The sequence below is a fragment of the Robertkochia aurantiaca genome (assembly GCF_020166495.1).
Taxonomy (GTDB): Bacteria; Bacteroidota; Bacteroidia; order Flavobacteriales; family Flavobacteriaceae; genus Robertkochia; species Robertkochia aurantiaca.
Genome location: NZ_JAINZS010000002.1, coordinates 190,232 through 212,428, shown reverse-complemented (window position 1 = coordinate 212,428; position 22,197 = coordinate 190,232). Strand labels below are relative to the sequence as shown.

Genomic DNA, 22,197 nt, shown 5'->3' with positions numbered 1-22,197 from the left:
CCGAGTAACACCAGACTATGTGGCAGCTGATCAAAGATAATCTATGGGGTTTTTTAATAGCCCTGAATTATCTTCTTGTGATCATCGCTGCCTTTACCATAATTCTTAAGAATGTAAATCCTACCCGGACGCTTTCCTATCTGGTCATCCTGGCGGTATTTCCGTTCCTCGGGCTGATCGTTTATTATTTCTTCGGGCAGGAATACCGTAAGTCGAAGATATTTGACAGGAAGAACGTTCTCAATCAGAAGAAGATCAAAAAATGGCGAAGTTCACTCTCTATAGATAAAGAGCAACTCGAGGCCTTCAGAACTGAGAGAATGCAGGACAAGGCCAAAGTGATCGAATTGATTCACAACAGTGATCTCTCTCCTCTTACTGTTCGCAATAAGGTTGAATTGCTGATCAACGGGGAGGAGAAGTTCAAAAGGTTGTTCGAAGATATCAGGAATGCCAAAGAATGTGTGCATCTCGAATATTACATTTTTCGGGATGATGACATAGGAAGCAAATTGATCGATATCTTATGTGAAAAGGCATCTGAAGGGATCAAAGTCAGGATTGATTATGATTACGTAGGCAGCAGTTTTAGCCGGGCAACCAGGAACAGAATGGCTGGGAAAGGAATAGAGTTCTTTCCGTTTATGCCTGTTTACTTCCCGCGCTTTACCAGTAAGCTAAACTACAGGAACCACAGAAAGATAGCCGTAATTGACGGTACGATCGGTTATGTGGGAGGGATTAATATTGGCGATGAATATGTCAATGGGGAAGGGAAACGTTACTGGCGCGACACCCATCTTCGTATCGAAGGAGAAGGGGTGGGAATGTTGCAACTGCACTTTGCCCTTAACTGGGATTTTGTTACAGATGATGAATTGGAGGTCGAAGACAATTGGTTTCCTGATGTAGAAGTAGAGAGTGAGGTAGGAGTACAAATCGCCGCCAGCGGACCTGATACCGATTGGGCGCATATCATGGAAGCTCTTTTCATGGCCATTACCGCGGCCGATGATTATATTTATATATCCACTCCTTATTTTATTCCAAATGATGAGATAGTCACGGCTTTGGTGGCAGCCTCAAAAAGCGGGGTGCAGATCAAGCTGATCATACCCCAGCGAAGCGATTCATATTTTGCCCGGTACGCCAGTTTTTCCTATATAGAAACTATGCTGAGGGCCGGTATAGAAGTTTATCTCTACGAAAAAGGGGTGATCCACTCAAAGGTGATGGTCATTGACGATGTTTTATCCTCCCTGGGAACCACCAATATTGATTATCGCAGTTTTAAGATCAACTTTGAGATCAATGCTTTCATTTATAATGAAGATATCGCTCACAAGGTGAGAAATATGTTTAATAACGATCTTCAGGAAAGCAGAAAGGTCGATCCTGAAGAGTGGTTCGACCGTTCGTTAACTCAGCGAATACAGGAATCGGTATGTCGGTTGTTTGCGCCTATCTTATAAAAAAAAGAAAGAGGCCCCGTGGAACCTCTTTGCGTATTTTTGATGATGATCAGACAAGATCAGATGCGTTTCATCTGCTGCTGCATCATTTTGATCTGTTCCTTAAGCATGTTCTGTTTGTCAAGCTTCTTAGCCTCGTTCAACAGCATGGTAGCCTCTCTTTTACGTCTTTTCTGCATGGCGATTCCTGCAAGACTTAATTTGGCCATGGCAACGTCGTAATCCATGGTCAGCCCCAGCTTAAGAGCTTTTTTGAATCGTTTTTCAGCTTCGCTCAGGTTGGTCTGGGAGGCCATGATCCCGTGCAAATAATGATAATATCCCTGTTGTTTGGTGATCAGGGCAGCTTCGGGGTCTTTGATGCGGTCGAGCCACTTTTTAGTTCCTTCAAAATCTTGCTTACGCATACGCAGAAAAGCCATGATGATCATCTCATTCCTGAAATAAAGAAAAATAAAGATGAGCGACAGCAGGATCAGAAAAATTCCGTTTCCGATCTCCCCTTCAATGAACTGGTAAATGGCAAAGGCGATGATCAGGCCGGCAATAACTAATTTGAGGTTTTTATTGAACATAAGAATTGTTTACTTTTGCGGGGCAAAGGTAATAAAAACAACTGTAAATATTTTTCTTAGCCTGTTTGCTAAAGTAAAAACTCTTTGTATATTTGCCCCGCGATTTTGTGCAGCAAAATGCGAGCCGTTTTACAGAATTTACCAAGTAGATAAAGATATTAGAAAAAATGAAAAGAACGTTTCAACCCTCGAAAAGAAAAAGAAGAAATAAGCACGGTTTCAGAGAAAGAATGGCTACTGCAAACGGTCGAAAAGTACTTGCTAGCAGAAGAGCTAAAGGCAGAAAGAGACTAAGCGTATCTTCAGAGCCAAGACATAAGAAATAATGATATTTTCATAAATATATTAAAGGTGTTACTTTTAACGGTAACACCTTTTTTTTACCCAATAATTACGGTTTATAACTTTTATTAGAGATTGCAATGCCAAAAAGAGAAGATTTAAAATGTATTCTGATTATCGGTTCCGGTCCTATCATCATTGGTCAGGCATGTGAATTCGATTATTCGGGTTCACAGGCGTTGAGATCCCTTCGTGAAGACGGGATCAAAACCATCCTGATCAACAGTAACCCGGCAACCATTATGACCGACCCTTCAATGGCCGATCATGTCTATCTGAAACCGCTTAACACGCGTTCCCTGGTAGAAATATTAAAAGCTCATCCCGAGATCGATGCGGTATTGCCGACCATGGGTGGACAAACAGCACTCAATCTCTGTATCGAAGCTGATGAAAAGGGAATTTGGCAGGATTATAATGTAGATATCATTGGCGTGGATATCGATGCGATCAATATTACAGAAGATCGTGAAAAATTCAGGGAACTCATGAGCCGTATAGGTGTTGGAATGGCACCTCAGGCCACTGCGACTTCCTTCCTGAAAGGAAAGGAGATCGCCCAGGAATTCGGTTTTCCTCTGGTAATACGTGCTTCCTATACTCTGGGAGGAGCCGGAGCATCGATCGTTTATAAAAAAGAGAACTTTGATGAGCTGTTGAGTCGTGGCCTTGAAATATCACCCATACATGAGGTGATGATCGACAAAGCGATGATGGGTTGGAAAGAATACGAACTGGAGCTGCTCAGAGATAAAAATGATAACGTGGTGATCATCTGTACCATCGAGAATATGGATCCGATGGGAATACATACAGGGGATTCGATCACTGTGGCACCTGCCATGACGCTTTCAGACCGTACCTTCCAGCGCATGCGGGATATGGCCATTAAGATGATGCGCAGTATCGGTGACTTTGCCGGTGGGTGTAATGTACAATTCGCGGTAAGTCCTGACGATAAGGAAGAGATCATTGCCATCGAGATTAACCCGAGGGTATCTCGTTCATCTGCACTGGCCTCGAAGGCAACCGGTTATCCTATTGCCAAGATCGCCGCAAAGCTGGCGATCGGTTATACGCTTGATGAACTCGAAAATCAGATCACCAAGTCTACCTCAGCCTTGTTCGAGCCAACACTCGATTATGTGATCGTTAAGATTCCAAGATGGAACTTTGATAAATTCGAAGGTTCAGACCGCGAACTGGGTCTGCAGATGAAGAGTGTGGGAGAAGTGATGGGAATCGGAAGATCTTTCCAGGAAGCATTGCATAAGGCTACCCAGTCACTTGAGATCAAACGTAACGGGATAGGAGCAGACGGAAAGGGTTATACCAATTATGACGTGATTATGGATAAGCTGACCCACCCAAGCTGGGATCGGGTATTTGTGATCTATGACGCCATACAAATGGGTATACCGCTGAGTACCATACATGAGATCACCAAGATCGACATGTGGTTCCTGAAGCAATACGAAGAATTGTATCATATTGAAAAAGAGATATCGACCTATACCATCGAAACCCTGCCACGTGAACTTCTCCTTGAAGCCAAGCAAAAGGGATATGGTGACCGACAGATAGCACATATGCTGGGTTGCTGGGAAAGCGAGGTATATAAGAAGCGGGATGAGATGAATATCAACCGGGTCTACAAACTGGTTGATACCTGTGCAGCCGAATTTGAAGCTGTAACCCCTTATTATTATTCCACCTTTGAAGATGCCATGCAGACCGCAGATGGTAAGAAATTCAGTGCCAATGAGAGTGTGGTGACCGATAAGAAGAAAGTGGTTGTTCTGGGATCAGGACCGAACCGCATCGGCCAGGGTATAGAATTCGATTACTGTTGCGTTCACGGAGTATTGGCTGCAGCTGAATGCGGCTATGAAACCATCATGATCAACTGTAACCCGGAAACCGTTTCAACAGATTTCGACACAGCAGACAAACTGTATTTCGAACCGGTGTTCTGGGAGCATATCTATGACATCATTCGTCATGAAAAGCCTGAAGGAGTGATCGTTCAGTTGGGTGGTCAAACAGCACTGAAACTGGCGGAGAAGCTTGATAAATACGGAATTAAGATCATCGGAACCAGTTTTGAATCTCTGGACCTGGCAGAAGACAGGGGGAGTTTCTCCAGCCTGCTGAAGGATAATAACATCCCATATCCTGAATTCGGTGTCGCACAGACTGCTGATGAGGCTCTTAAACTGGCTGATGAACTGAATTTCCCCATCCTGGTCAGACCATCGTATGTTTTGGGTGGACAGGGAATGAAGATCGTTATCAACAAACAGGAACTGGAAGAGCATGTGGTTGACCTGCTCAGAAAAATACCAAATAACAAACTGTTGCTGGATCATTATCTCGACGGAGCCATCGAAGCCGAGGCAGATGCGATCTGTGACGGCGAAGATGTCTACATTATAGGTATTATGGAGCATATTGAGCCTTGTGGGATACATTCAGGAGATTCAAATGCCACGCTGCCGCCTTTTAACCTGGGAGACCTGGTACTTGAGCAGATCAAAGACCATACACGAAAAATCGCCCTTGCGCTGAATACGGTAGGTCTGATCAATATACAGTTCGCTATCAAAGATGATATGGTCTATATCATTGAAGCAAACCCAAGAGCCTCCCGTACGGTACCGTTCATTTCAAAGGCCTATAAGGAGCCTTACGTGAATTATGCTACCAAGATCATGTTGGGAGAGAAAAAGCTGAAGGACTTCACCTTTAATCCTAAACTGGAAGGTTATGCGATCAAGCAGCCGGTCTTTTCATTCAATAAGTTTCCTAATGTGAATAAGAATCTGGGGCCTGAAATGAAAAGTACAGGTGAGAGTATCTTGTTTATCGATAGTCTGAAAGACGATGAGTTCTATGAATTGTATCACCGCAGAAAGATGTATCTGAGCAAATAAGAATTCATAGAGATAAAAATAAGAAGGGGAGCCACAGGCTCCCTTTTTTTATTGAATTTATGAAGTCATTCTGAGGGTGTTATATTTAAAATAAGTAAATTAATATGAAAATTGCTTCCTATGAAAACATCACTACCCTTTATACTTCTTTTTCTTTGCTGCACTCCTTTCTGGGCTCAGACTCCAAAATTTGATGCGGCAAAATTCTTTGAGGAAGACCGGTCTGTGGCAGTATGGAACAACCTGAGGGTTGAAAAGCTTACGGCCAATGATCTGCTGATACTTCCTTCGGGAAATTACCTCAGGGTGAAAGTGCCCGACAGCAACAGAAAAACAAAGATAGAGATACAGGACCTGCTCGGTATAACCGTACTTGAGAACAAGTACGATCTCGACAGGGACCTTGATATTTCCACCCTCAGAGAAGGTAATTATATCATCAAGGTTTATCTGGACGATCGCATTCTGATGGGAAAATTCAGGATCGTCAGAACCTGAGCACCAGAATGGCTGTTATTATGGCCAGGGTGAAACTGATCAGCGTACCTATTAAAATATATTCAGTCAGCTTCCGGTCTTTCGATTCCGACAGATCACTAAACCTGAAAATGGATTTGGCTGCGATAAGAAACCCGACTCCTTCCCAGTGACCGGTGATGATAAAAATAAATACCAGGAGTCTTTCCAGAATTCCGATATATTTCCCCGCGTTCGAAAGTGATTCATCGGCTCCGATCTCAGTTTTTGGAGTGTAAACCGAGATGAGGGTTCTGATAAGTATAGCTGCGGGCTGGGTAAGGAAGATCAGGGCTGAAAAGATGGCTAAATCTCTGGTCTGCCAATCAGGCCAGCTAACCCCTCCTTTTATAATCAGACTTACCGCCAGTAATACTGCAAGGTGCAATGCCTGATCGATAAAGAACCACAGCCTTCTGCTGTCTTCTTTTTGAAGGTATATCTTCATAACATCTATAAGCAAGTGGGTGAGCCCAATGATAACTGCCCAGTACCAAAGCGATACGTTCCATAGCAATAAAAAGTTCAGTGCGATGTGAATGAGAGTGTGCACGTAAAGCTGGGGAGCAAGGATCTTTCGTTTTTCCTTGGCCAGTACCCATTTTTCTGATTGCAGAACAAAATCTCCCAATAAGTGGGCAATAAGCAGGCGTAAGAATATTTCCATGTTTTTTAGTCGGGGTGTTGTATGTGGTCGATCTTTTTCTTGAACATTGTATCAACGGCCATAACCTCTTCGAGGTAGGCCCTTTTTTGTCTTTCACTAACAGTGTTCTGTTTTATGCCGATCATCTGACCGAGCTCGCTTTGTGATTTCTTTTGATTCTCGAGGCTTAGTTTCACGATCTCTGCAGAATTAACCGTCCAGTTATCAGTGGCGATTCCCAACAGACGGAAGATCAGATTCAGATCTTCGTCTATGTCATTTCTGACCGATTTGATGGCCAGGTTTGTCTTTGACTTTTTCAGGGTCTCAAAACGCTCACCTGAAAAAATGAAGACCTGTCCTGCTGCTTCAGAGATACTGCGGTATTCGTCAGAAAGTTCACCGATACCTATTGCCATACGCACGTCAAGGCCCTTTACCATTTTTACGGTTGCTTTGATACGCATGCATGCTTCAAAAGTGTGATAGACGTCTCTGACTTCAAGCTGAAAGCTGTCTCCCCTGAAAATCTCCCACAGTTTTTCTGATCCGGTTACCGCAGTTAACACCTTTTTGAGAGATGGCAGCCATAGTTCGGGATCAGCGGCTTTCCGCGAATTGATGATGTCTCCTGTGATTACACTAGTCATACCTCTAATATCGTTAAATATAACGATAAAAGCAAATATCGTCTAAAAAAACGATAAATATAAATATCAATTAAATAAGCGATATTTAATCTTCAGCCCTGTCGAGCCACTTATTGTCGATCTGTTTGCTTGCCTTAGCGCCCAGATCTTTCAGGTTCTGTACCTTTTTCAATAAGTTCCCCCGACCGGTTAGTTTCTTCATCGAACTGTCGTAAGTGTTCTTGACCGTGTTTAGCTGGTTCCCCACTTTTTCCAGATCTGAAAGGAGGTCGGTAAACTTGTCATAGAGCTTACCTGCTTCAGAAGCTATAGACAGGGCATTTTTGTGCTGTTTATCGTTCTGCCACATACTGTCTATGGTTCTGAGCGTGGCTAAAAGGGTGGTGGGGGTTACGATCACTATATTCTTTTCGAATGCGGCATTGTACAGCTGGGGTTCTTCCTGAAGTGCCATGGCAAAGGCAGGTTCCAGGGGTATGAATAGCAATACGAAGTCAGGGCTCTCCATTTCATAGAGTTGGTGATAGTTCTTATTGCTTAACTGGTCGACGTGTTTTTTGATCGACTGCAGGTGTTCTTTGAGTTTCTTCTTTTTTTCAAGTTCATCTTCCTCGTTCACATATTGCTCATAAGCCACCAGTGATACTTTTGAGTCGACCACCATCTTTTTGTCGTCTGGAAGGTGAATGATCACATCGGGAAGAACTCTGCGACCTTCATCGGTCAGAAAACTGTTCTGCACCGTATATTCGCTTCCTTTCTCAAGTCCGGATTTCTCCAGCACTCTTTCAAGTACAAGTTCGCCCCAGTTCCCCTGCATCTTGGTGTCTCCTTTAAGCGCTCTGGTCAGGTTAGAGGCTTCCCTGGTGATCTGTTGATTGAGTTCCCTGAGGTTCTTTAGTTGTTCCTGAAGCATGCTGTGCCGTTCGATGCTTTCCTTATTAGTGCTTTCAACCCTTTTCTCGAATAGCTGAATCTTTTCCTGTAGCGGCCCCAGAAGATTTTTAATGTTTTCCTGGTTCTGATCAGTAAACTTCTTAGACTTCTCTTCCAGAATCCGGTTGGCCAGTAACTGGAATTTCTCTGAGAACTGTTTCTGAAGATCTTCCACCTCTTTTTTATGTTCTTCATTGCGTTTCTGAAGATTTTCGAGGTCTGTTTCCTTACGGGAAAGCCTGATGGCAAGGCCTTCTTTGGCACTTTGAAGGTCTGCCCGGTCTTCTTTCAGCTCATTGATCTGATCCTGAAGTGCAGATTGGGTTCTTTCCCACTGTTGTTCTTTTTCCTTCAGAACCTGTTTAATGCTTTGGGTTTTTTGTTTCTGAACAAAGATGCCCAGGTAAATGGCCGCAGCCAGAAGGGCTATATCTCCGACGATCAGAAGAATAATCGAGGTGTCGCTCATTTCGGTAACTTGTTAAAAAGGATTGAGGATTCCGGATAAATATACACAGAGCCATGCTAAAATTTAAAACAGTCAGCGGGAAATTACCCAGAAGTTATCAAGAACGTATTCTGAGGCTTCCTGAAATTTTTATGTATTTTTAAACCTGTTCCCATCGATCAAGTCTGGACATCATGACAAATAATCTAATTCGCTTGTATCTTCCTCTGATTTTCTTCTTTTTTTCTGTCTGTGTTTCCGCTCAGACTTCAACAATAGAAAGCAAAGACAGCCTTATTAATGTGAATACCTACCGATTCGCTGATACGCTTTCTCTTGACCTGTATCGCCCGGTTACCCCGCGCAGTGAAGCTCCGTTGCTACTGCTGGTTCACGGGGGTGGTTTTTATACAGGAAGCAGGGATGGAGAAAGGGAAATGCGATTTGCAAAAACGATGGCTTTATCGGGCTTTCCTGTGGCTTCGATCAGTTACCGTTTGAGCAGAAAGGGGAAGCCTGAAGGCTTTGGTTGTCAGTGTCCGGCCAGGGAAAAGATCGAAACCTTTAAAATGGCAGTTGAGGATGTTTCTTCGGCTATTAGGGTTCTTACAGAGAATAAGTCTGACTGGGGCCTTGGCAACGAGACTTTTGTGCTTGTAGGCAGCAGTGCAGGGGCAGAGGCGATTCTTCAATATGTGCTGATGAAAAATCACCCGGCTTTTAAAGGCATGGCTGACCCTAAAGGGAAGGTTGCCGGTTTGATATCTTTTGCCGGAGCGGTACTCGATACGAGTTATATAGATGAGGCTGATGCAGTTCCTGCCTTGTTGTTTCACGGAACAGACGATAAACTGGTGCCTTTCGGAAGTGCGCCCCATCATTTTTGTGATGACTCGGCTCCCGGTTATCTGCCGCTTTACGGATCGGCTGCCATAGCTGACAGTTACCGAAAACTCGGGAGTACTTTTATTCTGGTGAAGGTGAAGGGTGGAGGACATGAGTGGGCAAACCTCGCCTATGAGCAGACAGACTTGATAACCCGTTTTTTGGAGGAATACGTGATATCTGAGCAGAGGTACCCGGAAGTGATCGGTAAAACAACCCGGTAGCTTTGGTCAGAGCACTTATTTTCTAACCCTGAAAGTGCCTGATTTCTTGTCGAAGTAAATGAGATCAGCCGGGAATAACCTGGAAAAAAGGCCCTTCTCTATCAGGCGGCATGGTTCGTCGTAATAAGTCTCCTTATTGTTCATGATCAACATTTTATCACAAAGCTGTATGGCCAGGTCGATCTCATGGGTAGAGAATATTACTGCCTTCCCGTGCTCATGAGCGATCTTTTTCAGCAATTTGAGTATATAGGTTTTGTGGTAGATGTCAAGATGCGTGGTGGGTTCATCCAAAATGATGGTAGAAGTATCCTGAGCAAGGGCTCTTGCAATAAGCACTTTTTGTAATTGGCCGTCGCTCATTTCATAACAGGCCTTATTCTTCAGGGGCTCCAGGTCAAGTTGCCTGATCACCTGGTTGAGGTGTTCGCGGTCATTCTGGCTTAGATTTCCGATCCAGTCTGTATATGGTTGCCGTCCCAGGGCTATCAGTTCGATGGCTGTAAGATTTTTGGCCATCGGCTGCTCTGTAACCACTACGCTGAGTTCACGGGCCAGTTCAATAGCGCTGTATTGCTTTACGGGTTTGTTATTGAGTGAAATAGTTCCCTTGAGAAAGGGCTGAATTCCTGAGATGCTCCTGAGCAGCGTCGATTTCCCGGCTCCATTAGCTCCGACTACCCCCACCAGTTCTCCTTTCATGATATTCAGGTCTGTCACGCGGCTGACCAGGAAATCTTCCTTGTCTTTGTGGTAACCGATCACCAGATCTTTACTGCTTAAAATGCTATGATATTTCTCCTCCATCATTTAAAAGATCATTTTGCGTTTACGAACCAGCAGCCAGATTACTACCGGTGCCCCTACGATCGAGGTGATAGCATTGATGGGCAGCGCCACCTCAGAAAACGGCCACTGGGCAATACTGTCACATATGAGCATGAGCATTCCGCCAAACAGCATGACAGCCGGCAGCAGTATTTTGTGATTTGAGGTATTGAATAATTGTCTGGTGAGATGAGGAACGGCCAACCCTACAAATGCTATAGGTCCCGCATAGGCTGTCGCAGCACCGGTGAGAATACTGGCAGCAAGGATGATCTGAAATCGGGATCTTTTGACATTGACTCCCATGCTCCGGGCATAATTTTCGCCCAGCAAGAGGGCATTTAGTTGTTTGATGACAATTATGGCAAAGAATGTTCCCAGGAGGGTGAAGATTGAGAAGAACAGTAACTGTGACCATGACAGGTCTCCCAGGCTTCCGTATGACCAGAATATATATTGCTGAAGTTTCTCCATTCTCGTAAAGTATGCGAGTATCCCCACTACCGCCGAGGTCAGGCTGCTGAACATCAGTCCGATGATCAACAGAGCCATGGTGTCACGAACGCGAAAAGCCACCAGGAGTACGGCGGAAAGCACCAGCAGGCTTCCTGCGCTGGCAGCCAGGGCAATTGTGATATCATCGGTTAAGATCGACCCTGCCACACCTGAAAGTAATCCACCGCCCATTATGATCAACGCCACCCCCAGGCTGGCTCCCGAACTTATTCCCAGTACAAACGGGCCGGCCAGCGGATTTCTGAAAAAAGTTTGCATCAATAACCCGCTTATCGAAAGACATGCACCCACCAACACCGCTGTGATGGCCTTGGGGAGACGATAATTCAGTACGATGTAATTCCATGATTCGTTATCTGAACCGCTTCCCAGAAAGATATCGAAAAAAGCTGGTAGGGGTATGTGAACCGATCCCAGAGAAAGATTCACCAAAAAGATCAGTATAAACAGCAGTCCGATGCCGGTGAAAGTGAAACGATATTTGCGAAAGGGCTTCAATCTTCAAGGGGTTTGAAAAAATACGGGCTATGTCCGGGCAGCAATTCGGGATGCAGTATACTTACCAGGTCCTTCAAAACCATATCAGGACGATGAGGTCCCAATTCATAGAAGATAACTCCTCCCGTTTCTCCAGTAGTGAGACTTGAACTGTATACCTTTTGATCGCGAAAGGCCTCAAATCGGGCATAGTGTTCGTTGGCGTCTTTCATCTCTTCATAAGATGTAAATTGTGCTGTTCCGATCCAGTAATCGGCCTCCCGTCCCTTTTCGAGCACACTTTCAAGGCTCAGCGCAAGACTCCCGCTCCCTTCGGCATCTTTCCAGATGTAGTCGGCATTCGCGTCGGCAAATAAGGTGGCTGCCCAGCTGTTCCCTGCAGGGAGATACCAGATATCTTTAAACATGGCGCCGCTGATTACCTGCGGACTTTGTTTTACTGCTGAAGCCAGTTTGGCCACACGTTTGTATTCTCCGGCGACCTGTTTAAAAATACTGTCTGCCTTTTCCTGTTTATCCAGCAACACGCCAAAAACCTTTATCCACTCTGTTTTTCCCAGAGGGTGTTTTTCCACCCAATCACCATTATACATGACCGGGATGCCTATTTTTTCAAGATTGGTATAGGTTCGATTGTTTCCGTCTATGGCAAACCCGATAATTACATCGGGAGACAGGTCTATCACAGCCTCGGTGTTCATAGATTCGTTGGCACCGATGTCGGCTATACGTCCATCTTCTATCATTATTCGGGCCTTTTCTGAAGATATATACCGGGTACCAGGGAAGGCGACCACTTTGTTTAATTCATCAAGTGCCTCCAGGGCCGGAATATGAGTGGTTGAGGTCAGAATAATTTTTGAAAGAGGGAGTCTTAAAACCGCGTCGTAGGCCTTTTGGTTTATGGGTTTGTCGTATGAGCTATCGGCCACCGCATAGGAAAGTGTTTTTTCAGCACCCTGCCAGGGTGTGTATACCCTGATCTCTGTCAATCCCGGAGCTGCCTCAATAATTTCAAAGCCTTCAGCGAACATGTTTGATTTTAAAGCAGCCGTGGGATTTTCCGCCTGGGGGGCGTTTACAGCAGGTTTTTCCTTACATGATATTATGAAAAGGAACAATACAGGGAAGAACTTTCTGATCATGCTTTGATGTGGCTTAGCTACTTTGATTCCGGGCTAAAATTAAGATTATTTCGGCTTTTAAACGAAAACTTATTCTTTTTGATTAATTTCGAGCCCGAAAATAAGGTTTCTGTTCTGCCTTGCCGCAGGATGGAATTAAAAGGGAATCCGGTGCCTGTCTGTTAACAGGACAAAATTCCGGAGCTGTTCCCGCAACTGTAAGTTTAGTCGGTAATACCGATACACACCTGTTTCTGCAATGCCACTGTTGATTTATCAACGGGAAGGTGACAGGTCGTGATACAAGCCAGGAGACCTGCCCGATTTTCACTTGATGTCAAACTTTCGGGATAAAGGTTTGCGTATGGGTACACTCATGCTTTTCTCCCTTTTTAAACAACCTTAATTATGATCGATAAAACACTAAGTGTTTTAGCTTTAGCGCTTACTATGGGCGTAAACCTACAAGCCCAGGATTCTGATCCTGGAAATCAAAAGAACGATACCATTACCAGATTGGAAGAGGTCGTGGTGAGCGATACCCGCTTTCCCATCAAACGCGAGAACTCGGGTAAAACAGTGATTCGGATCTCCAGAAACGAGCTGGAATCTATGGCAGGGCAATCTGTTGCCCAGGTGATCAATACCCAGAGCGGTATCGAGATCAACGGAGTTAGAAGTAATGCCGGACAAAACCTCTCGTATTTCATCAGGGGGGGGAATAACCGGCAGGTGCTGGTAATGATAGACGGGATCCAAATGACTGATCCCTCTCAGATTGCCAATGATTTTGATCTTCGTTTACTCGATGTAAATATGATCGAGAATATGGAGATCATAAAAGGAGCCGCCAGTACGCTCTATGGAAATGCCGCAGCAGCAGCTGTAATCAATATTACCACCCGCAAAGCCGGTAAAGAGGGAATGAGCCTGCAGCTCAATAGTTCTATGGGTACTAACAAGGCTTCAGGAGACAAGGAATACGGGGTGGATGATTTTCGCAATTCGGTTATCTTAACCGGGAGTACCGGAAGGTTAAGGGCTGTGGCCGGTTTCAGCCAGCAGTACACAGATGGCCTTTCTGCGGTTGCCGGGGAGGAGAGTGATGTCTTTAATCGTTACAATTCGAACTTCAGAATTTCATACCGTTTCAGCGATCACTTTAGCCTCAGTGGTACTGGGAGTCACGATCACTTTGAGGCAGGATTTGACCGCAGCGTTCCCCGCGAAGATGCCGATTTCTTATCGGAAAGTACTCAAAACCGACTGATGATCAGTCCCGAATACCGTTACGATCAGGGTTCGGTAAAACTGAACCTGGGTTTTAACGAGATCTCCAGGGAGCTCACCTCCGATTTTCCGGCTGAATACTACGGCAGAAACCTGGTGCTGGATCTATTTCAAAAGCACGAATGGAGCGATTCATTCTATACCATCGCCGGTGTGAATCATATCAATTCGAAAGCGGTATTCAGCGATGATACCTCCTTCTCAATTACCGATCCTTACCTGAACCTGGTATGGCTTTCTTCTTTCGGATTAAATCTTAACTCGGGAGCACGACTGAATAATCACAGCGAATACGGATCTACGCTTACATATAACCTGAATCCTTCTTACAGGATCTCAATGCCGGAAGGCGGCTATTTGAAGTTCCTGAGCTCCTACAGCACCTCTTATATAGCTCCCAGCCTGACCCAGCTTTTTGGACCCTTCGGAGCGAATCCAGATTTACAACCCGAAGAGAACACCACCTTCGAGGCGGGTGCAGAACTCCTGAGGGGAAGCTTCCGTTTTAGCAGTGTTTATTTTCACAGGCTTGAGGAGAATTTTATCAACTATCAGGTTTTTGACTTTGATACCTTTGAAGGAGGTTTTGTCAACGTAGAGGAAGATTTTAATGTGAGAGGGGTGGAAGTGGAAATGAACTGGAATCCGCTCTCTGCTGTACGACTGGACGCGAATTATACCTTCACAGAAAACCCCGACAGGCTGGCGCTGAGAATTCCAAAGCACAAGGCAAATGTTTTTCTCAACTATGCCTTTGCATCAAAAAAGGGAAATATACGCTTAGGGTACCAATTTACCGGAGCACGAACAGATACCGATTTTGAAACCTTTGAAAATGTAACCCTGGAAGCATTTTCCCTGGTAGGCATAGGAGGTTCTTATCGAATCAATGATCACTTAAGTGCCAATGTACAGCTTGAAAACCTTTTCGATGAGGAATATTTCGAATTGGTAGGTTATGAGACCAGAGGCAGAAATATAAGATTGGGTTTTTCACTCAACCTGTAAGATACCGACCATGGGAAAGAGGGGTGTTAAGAGACACTCCTCTTTCTTTTTATAATTCGGAAAGCAGCATACGCTGGTACCAGGCGGTATTTCTTTTACTTTCTCCAAGCAGTTCGAATGACTGATGATCGGTACCGATAAATTTCTGGGAAGCCCCTGTTATTGACATAAGGGTTCTTGCCAATAAAGGTTCATCAGGTTCACCCAGTGTCCCCAGGTTTCTCAGGTCTTCCGATTGAGAAATATCGGGTTGCAACCCATCGGCATAATCACCGAAACCTGCTGCATTTTCGGTTTTGGAAATTATGGGTTGTATCGCCCAGGTGTGATTGGGATTCAGACCCGGGTCATTATAGCGGAACGAGGGCGAATCATATACCGTAACAGAGGCTTCGTTCTTTCCGCGGGTAGGGGTTCCCACCTGAATTACATTGATATAGGGCTTGAGCCCGTTGATCACAAGTTCGCTGGCAGAGGCCGTTCCCGAAGTGGTGATCACATATACGCGATCAAGATTAAGGCTGTTCGCTTCTTCCCCTCCAACTGAGTTCCCGAAACGATATTCGGTCTGACTGTTGCTCAACCGGTCTTCTATCTTGTTATTATAGCGTAACTTGGCAAAGAGTTGCCCGCTGAATTGTCCGGTTACAAGACTGGCAAGACGGGTCGAAGTATTAACCGAGCCACCCGGATTATAGCGCAGATCCAGTATCAGATCACTGATTCCGTCTGCCTTGAATGTGCCGAATGCGGTATTAAGCTCAGCTTCGAAATTCGCAATAAAACCGTTATACATCAGATAGCCGATCTTTTGACCTTCGAGTTCGAGGGTCTTTGCAATGAAAACCGGATTCTCGGAAAGCGGCATTTTGGTAAGACCGATGGTTTCTCCTGTTTTGACAAGGTTATCACCTTCAAAGTTTGCCAGGCTGATGGTATAATCTGCATTATCACCAAACAGTAATGGTAGATAATTGTCGATAGTGAGATCGGTGCCGTCAACTGCGGTAAACAGGTCACCCCTTTTGAGGCTGGTTGCAGCCGCATTTGAACCGGGGATGATGTACCTTACATAGCCAAACACCTGATCGGTGCCCGAACGCCTGACCAGGCCGAATTCCATTCCGTTCGAATCTGAATTTCCCCTGAAACTTTCCTGTAAAGCCTGGTAATCGTCTGTTATAAAGCTAAAGCGGTCTTCGGTGAAAAGCAATCTGTCAAACAACTCACGCGGATCTGCGAAACTCTCCAGAAAAGATTCATATGTGGCCTGGTTTTCAAATCGGTTGTCGGCCAGTTCGGCCACATCCTGTTGCCAGAAGTAATAATAATTCATTCCCTTCCAGATGAAATCTTCAACTTCCAGAGCCGGATCAGGAACTATAATATTGTCATCTTCGTCTGTACAGGCGAAAAGGGTGAAAAAAACAAGGAGGTAGAATAATTTGGGAAGAAAGGTTTTTGGATACATACTATAAAAGAAGGCTGCCCGAAACGAACAGCCTGATAGGTTTTATTCTTTTTTAAAGGTTACTTTTTCCAGGTACATATTGTCTTTCATAGGCCTGGCCATGGAGGAGCTTGAAATGATATCTACCGGTAATGTTATTTCTTTCAAAACACCCGGTTTGGCAGACACCCCTGTAATGAGTTCCAGTGCCCTTGCCAGGAAGGGTTCTGAAGGATCGCCGAGCACCCCAAGATTGCTTACATCTTCAGAGAGTTCATATTCAGGCTGTAGCCCGTTGGTGTAATCGAAGAACCCTGCTGAATTTTCATTTCGTCCGGTTAGTGGCTGTAACCCCCAGGAATTATCCGGATTGATCTGGTCTGCCGTATCGGGATTATAGATCCAGAAATTATCAGGATTATCGACCAGGGTGATCGAAAATTCATTTTTCCCTCTGGTCAGACCTCCGATCTGTTCTACGGTCATATATGGATCGAGTCCGTTTATGACCAGTTCACTGGCAGAAGCCGAACTGCCGGTGGTAAGTACGTAGACGCGATTCAATTCCAGGGTATTCACCGGGGTACCCTGATCGTCTATCACATCGGCAAAATACTCTTCAAGCTGTGCATCTGAAAGCTGCGCCTGAACTTTTTCATTCCAGCGCTGGCGGATAAATAGTTTCTGGGTATCGGTGCTGTGAATCATGCTGGAAAGCAGAACGGCACTGTTTACTGATCCGCCGGGATTATAGCGAAGATCCAGCACCAGGTCAGTCACTCCGGCAGCCAGAAACTCGCCGAAAACATCATTCAGTTCTGCATCAAATGTTCTTGTGAACCGGTTATACATAAGGTATCCGATTTTCATTCCTTCCACATCAAGTACTTTGCTTACATGTATTGGGTTCTCTGTGATGTTTTCTTCCTGGGTGAGGGTCACTTCTTGTCCGTTAAGCTGTATAGCACTTCTTGGAACGCCGGTAATACCCAGGTCGTTTCCGTTCACATCAGCAAGCCCCAGGGTATAAGTGTTGTTTTCACCGAAAAGCAGGTCCTCGAAATTATCAACTGTAAGCTGAGTTCCGTCGACGGTCAGAAACACGTCGCCCCGCTGAATGTCTTTGGTCGCCGCATCACTTCCTTCTATGATATATCTGACATACCCGTATACATCATTATTGTCTACAAAACGTGCGAGCCCGTACTCGAGCCCGTTGGTTTTGGCAACACCCTGCTGGGATTGTACCAGTTCTGTGTAATCATCTGTAATAAAGGTAAACCTGTCTTCGGGAAACCTTAATGCTCTGTTGAAAAGGTCTATAGGATCGATATAATTATTTAGAAATTGATAAAAAGCTTCTTGGTTATCGTTCCTGCTATCTGCCAAGTTCGCTACTTCGCCCTGCCAGAAATACCAAAAGTTCAGGGCGTCCCAGGTAAATTCATTTGCTTCATTTTCAAGTGTAACTTCTTCATCAGGAGTTTGCTCGATTTCGGTATCGATATTGTCGTCCTTACTGCATGCAATAAAGAAGAGGGGGATGAGTAAGATCCCCATAAATTTTCTTAAATCTTTCATGGGTGTTTTGATTCCTATTATCATTTAGTGTTAAATCAGCAAGATAACTTACATATGCAATAAATTAAAATTAATTGTAACAAAATTGATACTGGCTCGTCTTCCTTGTAGAAGAGGGTCTTAAGAGAGACCAAAGAACCAAAGAAATCAAATGAATCAGTCTGAATTTTTAAACACTGTGTTGCCCTTCAAGGATAAGCTCTACCGGTTGGCCAAAAGATTGCTGGTCTCCCGGGAGGAAGCCGAAGACGCCACCCAGGAAATAATTATGAAGCTGTGGACCAACAACGCTAAAATGTCTTCTTATAACAATGTAGAGGCTTTTGCGATGACAATGACAAAAAATTACTGCCTGGACCGTCTGAAATCGAAACAGGCCAATAATTTAAAATTGGTACACAGTAATTATAAGGACGAGAACACCTCTCTTCAGAAAAGTATCGAAGTTAAAGATTCGGTCAGCTGGATGGAGAGGATTATGGAAAACCTGCCGGAGCAACAACGCCTGGTGTTACAACTTCGGGACATCGAACAGTATGAATACGATGAGATCGAAAAAATGCTCGACATGAAGCCAACAGCAATCAGGGTTACCCTGTCGAGAGCCAGAAAGGCAGTAAGAGAAGAACTATTAAAAAAACACAACTATGGAATTAGTTAAACATATAGAAACGCTGCTGGAAAAGTATTTCGAAGCAGCCACCAGTATCAGGGAAGAGGAAGAGTTGAAAGCTTACTTCTCTGGCGATGAGGTAGCCCCCCACCTGGAGGAATACCGCCCTCTGTTCAACTACTTTTCAGTAGCACAGGAGGAGACTTACAGCAAGGAGATTCCGTTGAAGCCTGCAACAAGCAGGGGATATCTTAAATGGATATCGGTGGCAGCAGCTGTTGCCGTTACGATGGGAATCTTTTTCGATCAGCAGTCTTCCCCTTCTCTTGAAGAGCAGTATACGCAGGAGGAAATTCGCTCGGCTCAACTGGCTTTGTCGATGTTCTCCAAGAACTTCAGCAAAGGTACTGACGGGTTGAGTTATCTGACAGAATTTGAAAAGAACACAAATAAATTTTTAACAAACGAGAAATAAATAGAAATCATGAAAAAGTTAATACTAGCTGCCATTGTAGCGATCCTACCGTTAGCCGGTTTCGGCCAGTCGATCTTCGACAAATATGAAAATGATGCCCAGGTCACTTATGTGGCCATGCAGCCCAAGATGTTCCAGATGCTGGGTAAGATGAGCGTCAGTACCGAAGATCCTGAAGCACAGGAGTTCTTTGAACTGGTCAACAACATTACCAGCTTTAAGGTGATGACCACCGAGAATAAGGAGATCGCTGCCGATATGGAAAACTGGGTGGTAAAACATCTGAACAGCTCATCTTTTGAAGAGCTGATGAGGGTGAGAGACGGAGATTCGAACGTTCGGTTCTACGTGAAGGAAGGAAGAGATGAGAATCACGTGAAAGAATTGCTGATGCACGTCACCGATATCGGAAGCCCGGATGTCAAAATGAATGGTAAGATGATCGAATCGGTACTGCTTTCGCTTACCGGAGATATCGACCTGAGAAAGATCGCAAGTCTGACCAATAAGATGGATCTTCCCGGAGGAGATCAGTTAGGAAAAGCCGGTCAGGAGAAAAATTAATTCAAACAGGAGGGGCTGTCAGGCAGCTTCCTCTTGTTCATTTATAAAAAATCAAAACAATGAAACTACTTACAAAAATATCTGTAACCATGATGCTGATCGCCGGAATGATCTCTTGTGACAGCGGGACTTCGCTACAGGAATACTATGTTCAGAGTCAGGAACGTTCCGATTTTCTAAGTCTTGACATCCCGGCCAGTATTCTGAAAATAGAAGAAGTGGAGCTTTCACCAGAGCAACGTGAGGCTTACGAATCGGTTCATAAACTAAATATTCTGGCTTACAAGACCAACCCTGATAACACCGTTGATTTTGAAGCAGAGAAGTCGAAGGTCTACGATATTCTAAGCGGAACAGACTACCAGGAGTTAATGCGCATCAATGCCAATGGCAACAGTGGTGTGGTCAAATACATCGGTAGTGATGATGCGGTTGATGAGGTGATCATATTCGGAAGCAACGACACCCTTGGCTTTGCCTTGGTACGCGTATTAGGTGACGACATGAAACCTGCAAATATGATGAAGCTTATGGAAGTCGTACAAAAGGGGAATATAAATGGTGAAGGACTGGGACAGTTAAAGAACTTCTTTGACAAGAATTAAACCAGCACCGATTAGCATAAAAAAAAAGCGCCGGGTAATCCCGGCGCTTTTTTTATCAGATCCCCGTATAATTGGAAGGGGAGATCTGTTTAAGCTCTCTTCTGATATCTTCATTCACCTCCAGGGTGTCGATGAATTCGGCTATGGTTTCTTTATTGATACGTGAATTGGTACGAGTCAGACCTTTCAGGGCCTCATAAGGATTTGGATATCCCTCCCGTCTCAAAATGGTTTGTATCGCTTCAGCCACTACTGCCCAGTTATTTTCGAGGTCACTCTCAAAACGATCGGCGTTAAGCAATAGCTTCCCAAGGCCTTTAAGAGTTGCCTGGAAACCGATCGAGGCATGAGCAAAAGGAACACCAACGTTTCTGAGCACTGTGCTGTCGGTCAGATCCCTTTGTAAACGAGAGACCGGTAATTTTGCGGCCAGGTGTTCCAGGATCGCGTTGGCGATACCCAGGTTACCCTCTGAATTCTCAAAATCAATAGGATTGACTTTATGTGGCATAGCCGATGAACCTACTTCACCTTTTTTGATCCTTTGCTTGAAGTAGTCCATGGAAATATAGGTCCAGATATCCCTGTCCAGATCGATAAGTATGGTATTGATACGTTTCATAGTATCAAAAAGAGCAGCCATTTGATCGTAATGTTCGATTTGTGTCGTGGGAAATGAATGGTGGAGTCCGAGTTTATTCTCTACGAACGAGGTTCCGAATTCTTTCCAGTCGATCCCGGGATAGGCCACTTTATGTGCGTTGAAATTTCCGGTTGCCCCACCGAATTTAGCTGCATAGGGTATTTGAGTCAGCCATGAAGCCTGGGTTCGCAAACGAACCACGAATACCTCGATCTCTTTTCCCAAGCGGGTGGGAGAGGCCGGTTGTCCGTGAGTACGGGCAAGCATAGGTACCATAGCCCACTCCCTGGAAAGGGTTTCCAGCTTTTCGATCACCTGGTTGAGCTGAGGGATGTATTCCTGTTCCACCGCTTGTTTGATGGATAGGGGAATAGCTGTGTTATTGATATCCTGTGAGGTCAGTCCGAAATGAATGAACTCTTTGTATTGCTGGAGGTTCAGAGCGTCGAACTGTTCTTTGATGAAATACTCAACGGCCTTCACATCGTGATTGGTGGTACGCTCGATCTCTTTGATACTTTGCGCATCTACCGGGGTGAAATTTTCATAGATCGCTCTAAGGCTTTTAAAAAGTGCATGATCGAACTCCCTGAGTTGAGGAAGAGGTGTTTCGCAAAGAGCGATAAAGTATTCGATCTCGACGAGAACCCTGTAGCGGATCAATGCTTCTTCTGAAAAAAAACGGGCCAGATTTTCTACCTTGTTTCGATACCTGCCATCGATGGGTGAGATGGCATTGAGTGGAGATAATTCCATTGTTTTTATTTTGAAAACACAAATTTAAGCCTCTTGTTCAAATACGTCACTACAATTCGTTTTTTTCAGCCTAAAATTACCTGCCTGCCTCACTTTTATCCCATTTTTTCTGTAAGATACGTGCCCTGGCCCTGAAAGCGGGACTTTCTGAGGCATAATCTCTATCGATAATAGCCCGTAATTCATTTTTGATCCAGGCTTCCTTCTCGGAGAGATTGGCTAAGGCAGTCATTGCAAAGACCTTTTCAGCCGGGGTTGCATTGTATATCAGGATATCGAAACAGAATTCGATGAGTATATTTTTCAGATTTTCAGATAGCGGGGGGGAAGAGCTCAAGGTGATCATCTCAGCAATTTTGGCCAGCGAACGTTTGGCCTGCATCGGGGATTTTTCTTTAAATACAGCCTTTAATTGCTCCTCATATTTTATGAGCTGAAGAGGAGCAGTCCTGCCTATCATTTCTAAAATCCACAATGACTTCCTGGCCGTATCAGGCAACAGAGCAAGTTCAAAAAGACGTTTCAGGTTCCTTTCATTATCCAGAATCTCCTTTGCCAGTTTTTCCCTGCTATCTCTGTGGGCTGAAACCCCCAGAACTTTTTTTTCGAGATCAGACAT

General features: G+C 44.6%; 21 protein-coding genes and 1 riboswitch. Of the genes, 10 read left to right on the top strand and 11 right to left on the bottom strand.

Annotation, left to right across the window (positions count from 1 at the left end):
• Positions 1-17: 17 nt before the first annotated feature.
• Positions 18-1,472 (top strand): cardiolipin synthase, encoded by a 1,455-nt coding sequence (cls, locus tag K7R10_RS03420; RefSeq protein WP_224483284.1) that lies wholly within the window; start codon positions 18-20, stop codon positions 1,470-1,472.
• A gap of 59 nt (positions 1,473-1,531) precedes the next feature.
• On the opposite strand, the gene K7R10_RS03415 is transcribed toward cls, so the two are convergent.
• Positions 1,532-2,047 carry a DUF2892 domain-containing protein gene (locus K7R10_RS03415; protein ID WP_224483283.1) on the bottom strand — a complete coding sequence of 172 codons (516 nt, stop codon included), beginning with the start codon at positions 2,045-2,047 and terminating at the stop codon, positions 1,532-1,534.
• Positions 2,048-2,214: 167 nt separating this feature from the next.
• Between K7R10_RS03415 and rpmH the strand changes: the two genes are divergently transcribed.
• The 3 genes from rpmH (at position 2,215) to K7R10_RS03400 (ending at position 5,820) form a co-directional block, all read left to right on the top strand.
• Complete coding sequence (rpmH, locus tag K7R10_RS03410) at positions 2,215-2,373, top strand: 50S ribosomal protein L34 (protein WP_224483282.1); 159 nt, start codon at positions 2,215-2,217, stop codon at positions 2,371-2,373.
• 96 nt (positions 2,374-2,469) lie between these two features.
• Positions 2,470-5,322 carry a carbamoyl-phosphate synthase large subunit gene (gene carB, locus K7R10_RS03405; protein ID WP_224483281.1) on the top strand — a complete coding sequence of 951 codons (2,853 nt, stop codon included), beginning with the start codon at positions 2,470-2,472 and terminating at the stop codon, positions 5,320-5,322.
• A gap of 120 nt (positions 5,323-5,442) precedes the next feature.
• Complete coding sequence (locus tag K7R10_RS03400; protein ID WP_224483280.1) at positions 5,443-5,820, top strand: T9SS type A sorting domain-containing protein; 378 nt, start codon at positions 5,443-5,445, stop codon at positions 5,818-5,820.
• Here K7R10_RS03400 and K7R10_RS03395 read toward each other — a convergent pair.
• The 3 genes from K7R10_RS03395 to K7R10_RS03385 all read right to left on the bottom strand — a co-directional run bounded on the left by K7R10_RS03395 (position 5,810) and on the right by K7R10_RS03385 (position 8,539).
• Entirely contained in the window at positions 5,810-6,505 is a 696-nt protein-coding gene (locus K7R10_RS03395) for a DUF3307 domain-containing protein (RefSeq protein ID WP_224483279.1), read from the bottom strand. The genes K7R10_RS03400 and K7R10_RS03395 overlap by 11 nt on opposite strands.
• 5 nt (positions 6,506-6,510) lie before the next feature.
• Positions 6,511-7,134, bottom strand: coding sequence for a transcriptional regulator (locus K7R10_RS03390; RefSeq protein ID WP_224483278.1), 624 nt, complete (start codon positions 7,132-7,134; stop codon positions 6,511-6,513).
• Between the two features lie 85 nt (positions 7,135-7,219).
• Positions 7,220-8,539: a DNA recombination protein RmuC gene (locus K7R10_RS03385; RefSeq protein WP_224483277.1), complete on the bottom strand. Its 1,320-nt coding sequence runs from the start codon at positions 8,537-8,539 to the stop codon at positions 7,220-7,222.
• Between the two features lie 173 nt (positions 8,540-8,712).
• Between K7R10_RS03385 and K7R10_RS03380 the strand changes: the two genes are divergently transcribed.
• Positions 8,713-9,627, top strand: a complete 915-nt coding sequence (locus tag K7R10_RS03380) for an alpha/beta hydrolase (RefSeq protein ID WP_224483276.1) — start codon at positions 8,713-8,715, stop codon at positions 9,625-9,627.
• A gap of 15 nt (positions 9,628-9,642) precedes the next feature.
• Here K7R10_RS03380 and K7R10_RS03375 read toward each other — a convergent pair whose 3' ends face one another.
• Genes K7R10_RS03375 through K7R10_RS03365 form a run of 3 tightly spaced genes read right to left on the bottom strand, consistent with a single transcriptional unit; the run spans position 9,643 to position 12,614 of the window.
• Positions 9,643-10,437 (bottom strand): ABC transporter ATP-binding protein, encoded by a 795-nt coding sequence (locus tag K7R10_RS03375; protein ID WP_224483275.1) that lies wholly within the window; start codon positions 10,435-10,437, stop codon positions 9,643-9,645.
• Complete coding sequence (locus K7R10_RS03370) at positions 10,438-11,469, bottom strand: FecCD family ABC transporter permease (protein WP_224483274.1); 1,032 nt, start codon at positions 11,467-11,469, stop codon at positions 10,438-10,440.
• The gene (locus K7R10_RS03365) at positions 11,466-12,614 is read right to left on the bottom strand and encodes an ABC transporter substrate-binding protein (RefSeq protein WP_224483273.1); all 1,149 of its coding nucleotides are present in this window, start codon (positions 12,612-12,614) and stop codon (positions 11,466-11,468) included. Before K7R10_RS03365 ends, K7R10_RS03370 begins: the two co-directional genes overlap by 4 nt.
• A gap of 86 nt (positions 12,615-12,700) precedes the next feature.
• A riboswitch (cobalamin riboswitch) is annotated at positions 12,701-12,931 on the top strand.
• Between the two features lie 70 nt (positions 12,932-13,001).
• Here K7R10_RS03365 and K7R10_RS03360 point away from each other — a divergent pair.
• The gene (locus tag K7R10_RS03360) at positions 13,002-14,891 is read left to right on the top strand and encodes a TonB-dependent receptor plug domain-containing protein (RefSeq protein ID WP_224483272.1); all 1,890 of its coding nucleotides are present in this window, start codon (positions 13,002-13,004) and stop codon (positions 14,889-14,891) included.
• A gap of 49 nt (positions 14,892-14,940) precedes the next feature.
• Here K7R10_RS03360 and K7R10_RS03355 read toward each other — a convergent pair whose 3' ends face one another.
• Positions 14,941-16,362 (bottom strand): GFO_1087 family putative carboxy terminal peptidase, encoded by a 1,422-nt coding sequence (locus tag K7R10_RS03355; protein WP_224483271.1) that lies wholly within the window; start codon positions 16,360-16,362, stop codon positions 14,941-14,943.
• Between the two features lie 42 nt (positions 16,363-16,404).
• A complete protein-coding gene (locus tag K7R10_RS03350; RefSeq protein WP_224483270.1) occupies positions 16,405-17,922 on the bottom strand; it encodes a GFO_1087 family putative carboxy terminal peptidase in 1,518 nt (505 codons plus the stop codon).
• A 151-nt stretch (positions 17,923-18,073) separates the two neighbouring features.
• Between K7R10_RS03350 and K7R10_RS03345 the strand changes: the two genes are divergently transcribed.
• Genes K7R10_RS03345 through K7R10_RS03330 form a run of 4 tightly spaced genes read left to right on the top strand, consistent with a single transcriptional unit; the run spans position 18,074 to position 20,179 of the window.
• Positions 18,074-18,583, top strand: a complete 510-nt coding sequence (locus K7R10_RS03345; RefSeq protein WP_224483269.1) for a GFO_1088 family ECF-type sigma factor — start codon at positions 18,074-18,076, stop codon at positions 18,581-18,583.
• Entirely contained in the window at positions 18,570-19,010 is a 441-nt protein-coding gene (locus tag K7R10_RS03340) for a PG0215 family putative anti-sigma factor (RefSeq protein ID WP_224483268.1), read from the top strand. The genes K7R10_RS03345 and K7R10_RS03340 overlap by 14 nt, the downstream gene beginning before the upstream one ends.
• A gap of 9 nt (positions 19,011-19,019) precedes the next feature.
• Positions 19,020-19,574, top strand: a complete 555-nt coding sequence (locus K7R10_RS03335; protein WP_224483267.1) for a GFO_1090 family protein — start codon at positions 19,020-19,022, stop codon at positions 19,572-19,574.
• A 59-nt stretch (positions 19,575-19,633) separates the two neighbouring features.
• On the top strand, positions 19,634-20,179 hold the full coding sequence (locus K7R10_RS03330; protein WP_224483266.1) for a GFO_1091 family lipoprotein: 546 nt from the start codon (positions 19,634-19,636) through the stop codon (positions 20,177-20,179).
• Positions 20,180-20,234: 55 nt separating this feature from the next.
• On the opposite strand, the gene purB is transcribed toward K7R10_RS03330, so the two are convergent.
• The gene (gene purB / locus K7R10_RS03325) at positions 20,235-21,578 is read right to left on the bottom strand and encodes an adenylosuccinate lyase (protein WP_224483265.1); all 1,344 of its coding nucleotides are present in this window, start codon (positions 21,576-21,578) and stop codon (positions 20,235-20,237) included.
• A gap of 76 nt (positions 21,579-21,654) precedes the next feature.
• Positions 21,655-22,197, bottom strand: coding sequence for a hypothetical protein (locus K7R10_RS03320; protein ID WP_224483264.1), 543 nt, complete (start codon positions 22,195-22,197; stop codon positions 21,655-21,657).

Excerpts from the sequence above, each read along its gene's own strand:
- cls (WP_224483284.1), top strand. The coding sequence starts at position 18 with ATGTGGCAGCTGATCAAAGATAATCTATGGGGTTTTTTAATAGCCCTG.
- K7R10_RS03415 (WP_224483283.1), bottom strand. The coding sequence starts at position 2,047 with ATGTTCAATAAAAACCTCAAATTAGTTATTGCCGGCCTGATCATCGCC.
- rpmH (WP_224483282.1), top strand. The coding sequence starts at position 2,215 with ATGAAAAGAACGTTTCAACCCTCGAAAAGAAAAAGAAGAAATAAGCAC.
- carB (WP_224483281.1), top strand. The coding sequence starts at position 2,470 with ATGCCAAAAAGAGAAGATTTAAAATGTATTCTGATTATCGGTTCCGGT.
- K7R10_RS03400 (WP_224483280.1), top strand. The coding sequence starts at position 5,443 with ATGAAAACATCACTACCCTTTATACTTCTTTTTCTTTGCTGCACTCCT.
- K7R10_RS03395 (WP_224483279.1), bottom strand. The coding sequence starts at position 6,505 with ATGGAAATATTCTTACGCCTGCTTATTGCCCACTTATTGGGAGATTTT.
- K7R10_RS03390 (WP_224483278.1), bottom strand. The coding sequence starts at position 7,134 with ATGACTAGTGTAATCACAGGAGACATCATCAATTCGCGGAAAGCCGCT.
- K7R10_RS03385 (WP_224483277.1), bottom strand. The coding sequence starts at position 8,539 with ATGAGCGACACCTCGATTATTCTTCTGATCGTCGGAGATATAGCCCTT.
- K7R10_RS03380 (WP_224483276.1), top strand. The coding sequence starts at position 8,713 with ATGACAAATAATCTAATTCGCTTGTATCTTCCTCTGATTTTCTTCTTT.
- K7R10_RS03375 (WP_224483275.1), bottom strand. The coding sequence starts at position 10,437 with ATGATGGAGGAGAAATATCATAGCATTTTAAGCAGTAAAGATCTGGTG.
- K7R10_RS03365 (WP_224483273.1), bottom strand. The coding sequence starts at position 12,614 with ATGATCAGAAAGTTCTTCCCTGTATTGTTCCTTTTCATAATATCATGT.
- K7R10_RS03360 (WP_224483272.1), top strand. The coding sequence starts at position 13,002 with ATGATCGATAAAACACTAAGTGTTTTAGCTTTAGCGCTTACTATGGGC.
- K7R10_RS03355 (WP_224483271.1), bottom strand. The coding sequence starts at position 16,362 with ATGTATCCAAAAACCTTTCTTCCCAAATTATTCTACCTCCTTGTTTTT.
- K7R10_RS03350 (WP_224483270.1), bottom strand. The coding sequence starts at position 17,922 with ATGAAAGATTTAAGAAAATTTATGGGGATCTTACTCATCCCCCTCTTC.
- K7R10_RS03345 (WP_224483269.1), top strand. The coding sequence starts at position 18,074 with ATGAATCAGTCTGAATTTTTAAACACTGTGTTGCCCTTCAAGGATAAG.
- K7R10_RS03340 (WP_224483268.1), top strand. The coding sequence starts at position 18,570 with ATGGAATTAGTTAAACATATAGAAACGCTGCTGGAAAAGTATTTCGAA.
- K7R10_RS03335 (WP_224483267.1), top strand. The coding sequence starts at position 19,020 with ATGAAAAAGTTAATACTAGCTGCCATTGTAGCGATCCTACCGTTAGCC.
- K7R10_RS03330 (WP_224483266.1), top strand. The coding sequence starts at position 19,634 with ATGAAACTACTTACAAAAATATCTGTAACCATGATGCTGATCGCCGGA.
- purB (WP_224483265.1), bottom strand. The coding sequence starts at position 21,578 with ATGGAATTATCTCCACTCAATGCCATCTCACCCATCGATGGCAGGTAT.
- K7R10_RS03320 (WP_224483264.1), bottom strand. The coding sequence starts at position 22,197 with ATGTCTGATCTCGAAAAAAAAGTTCTGGGGGTTTCAGCCCACAGAGAT.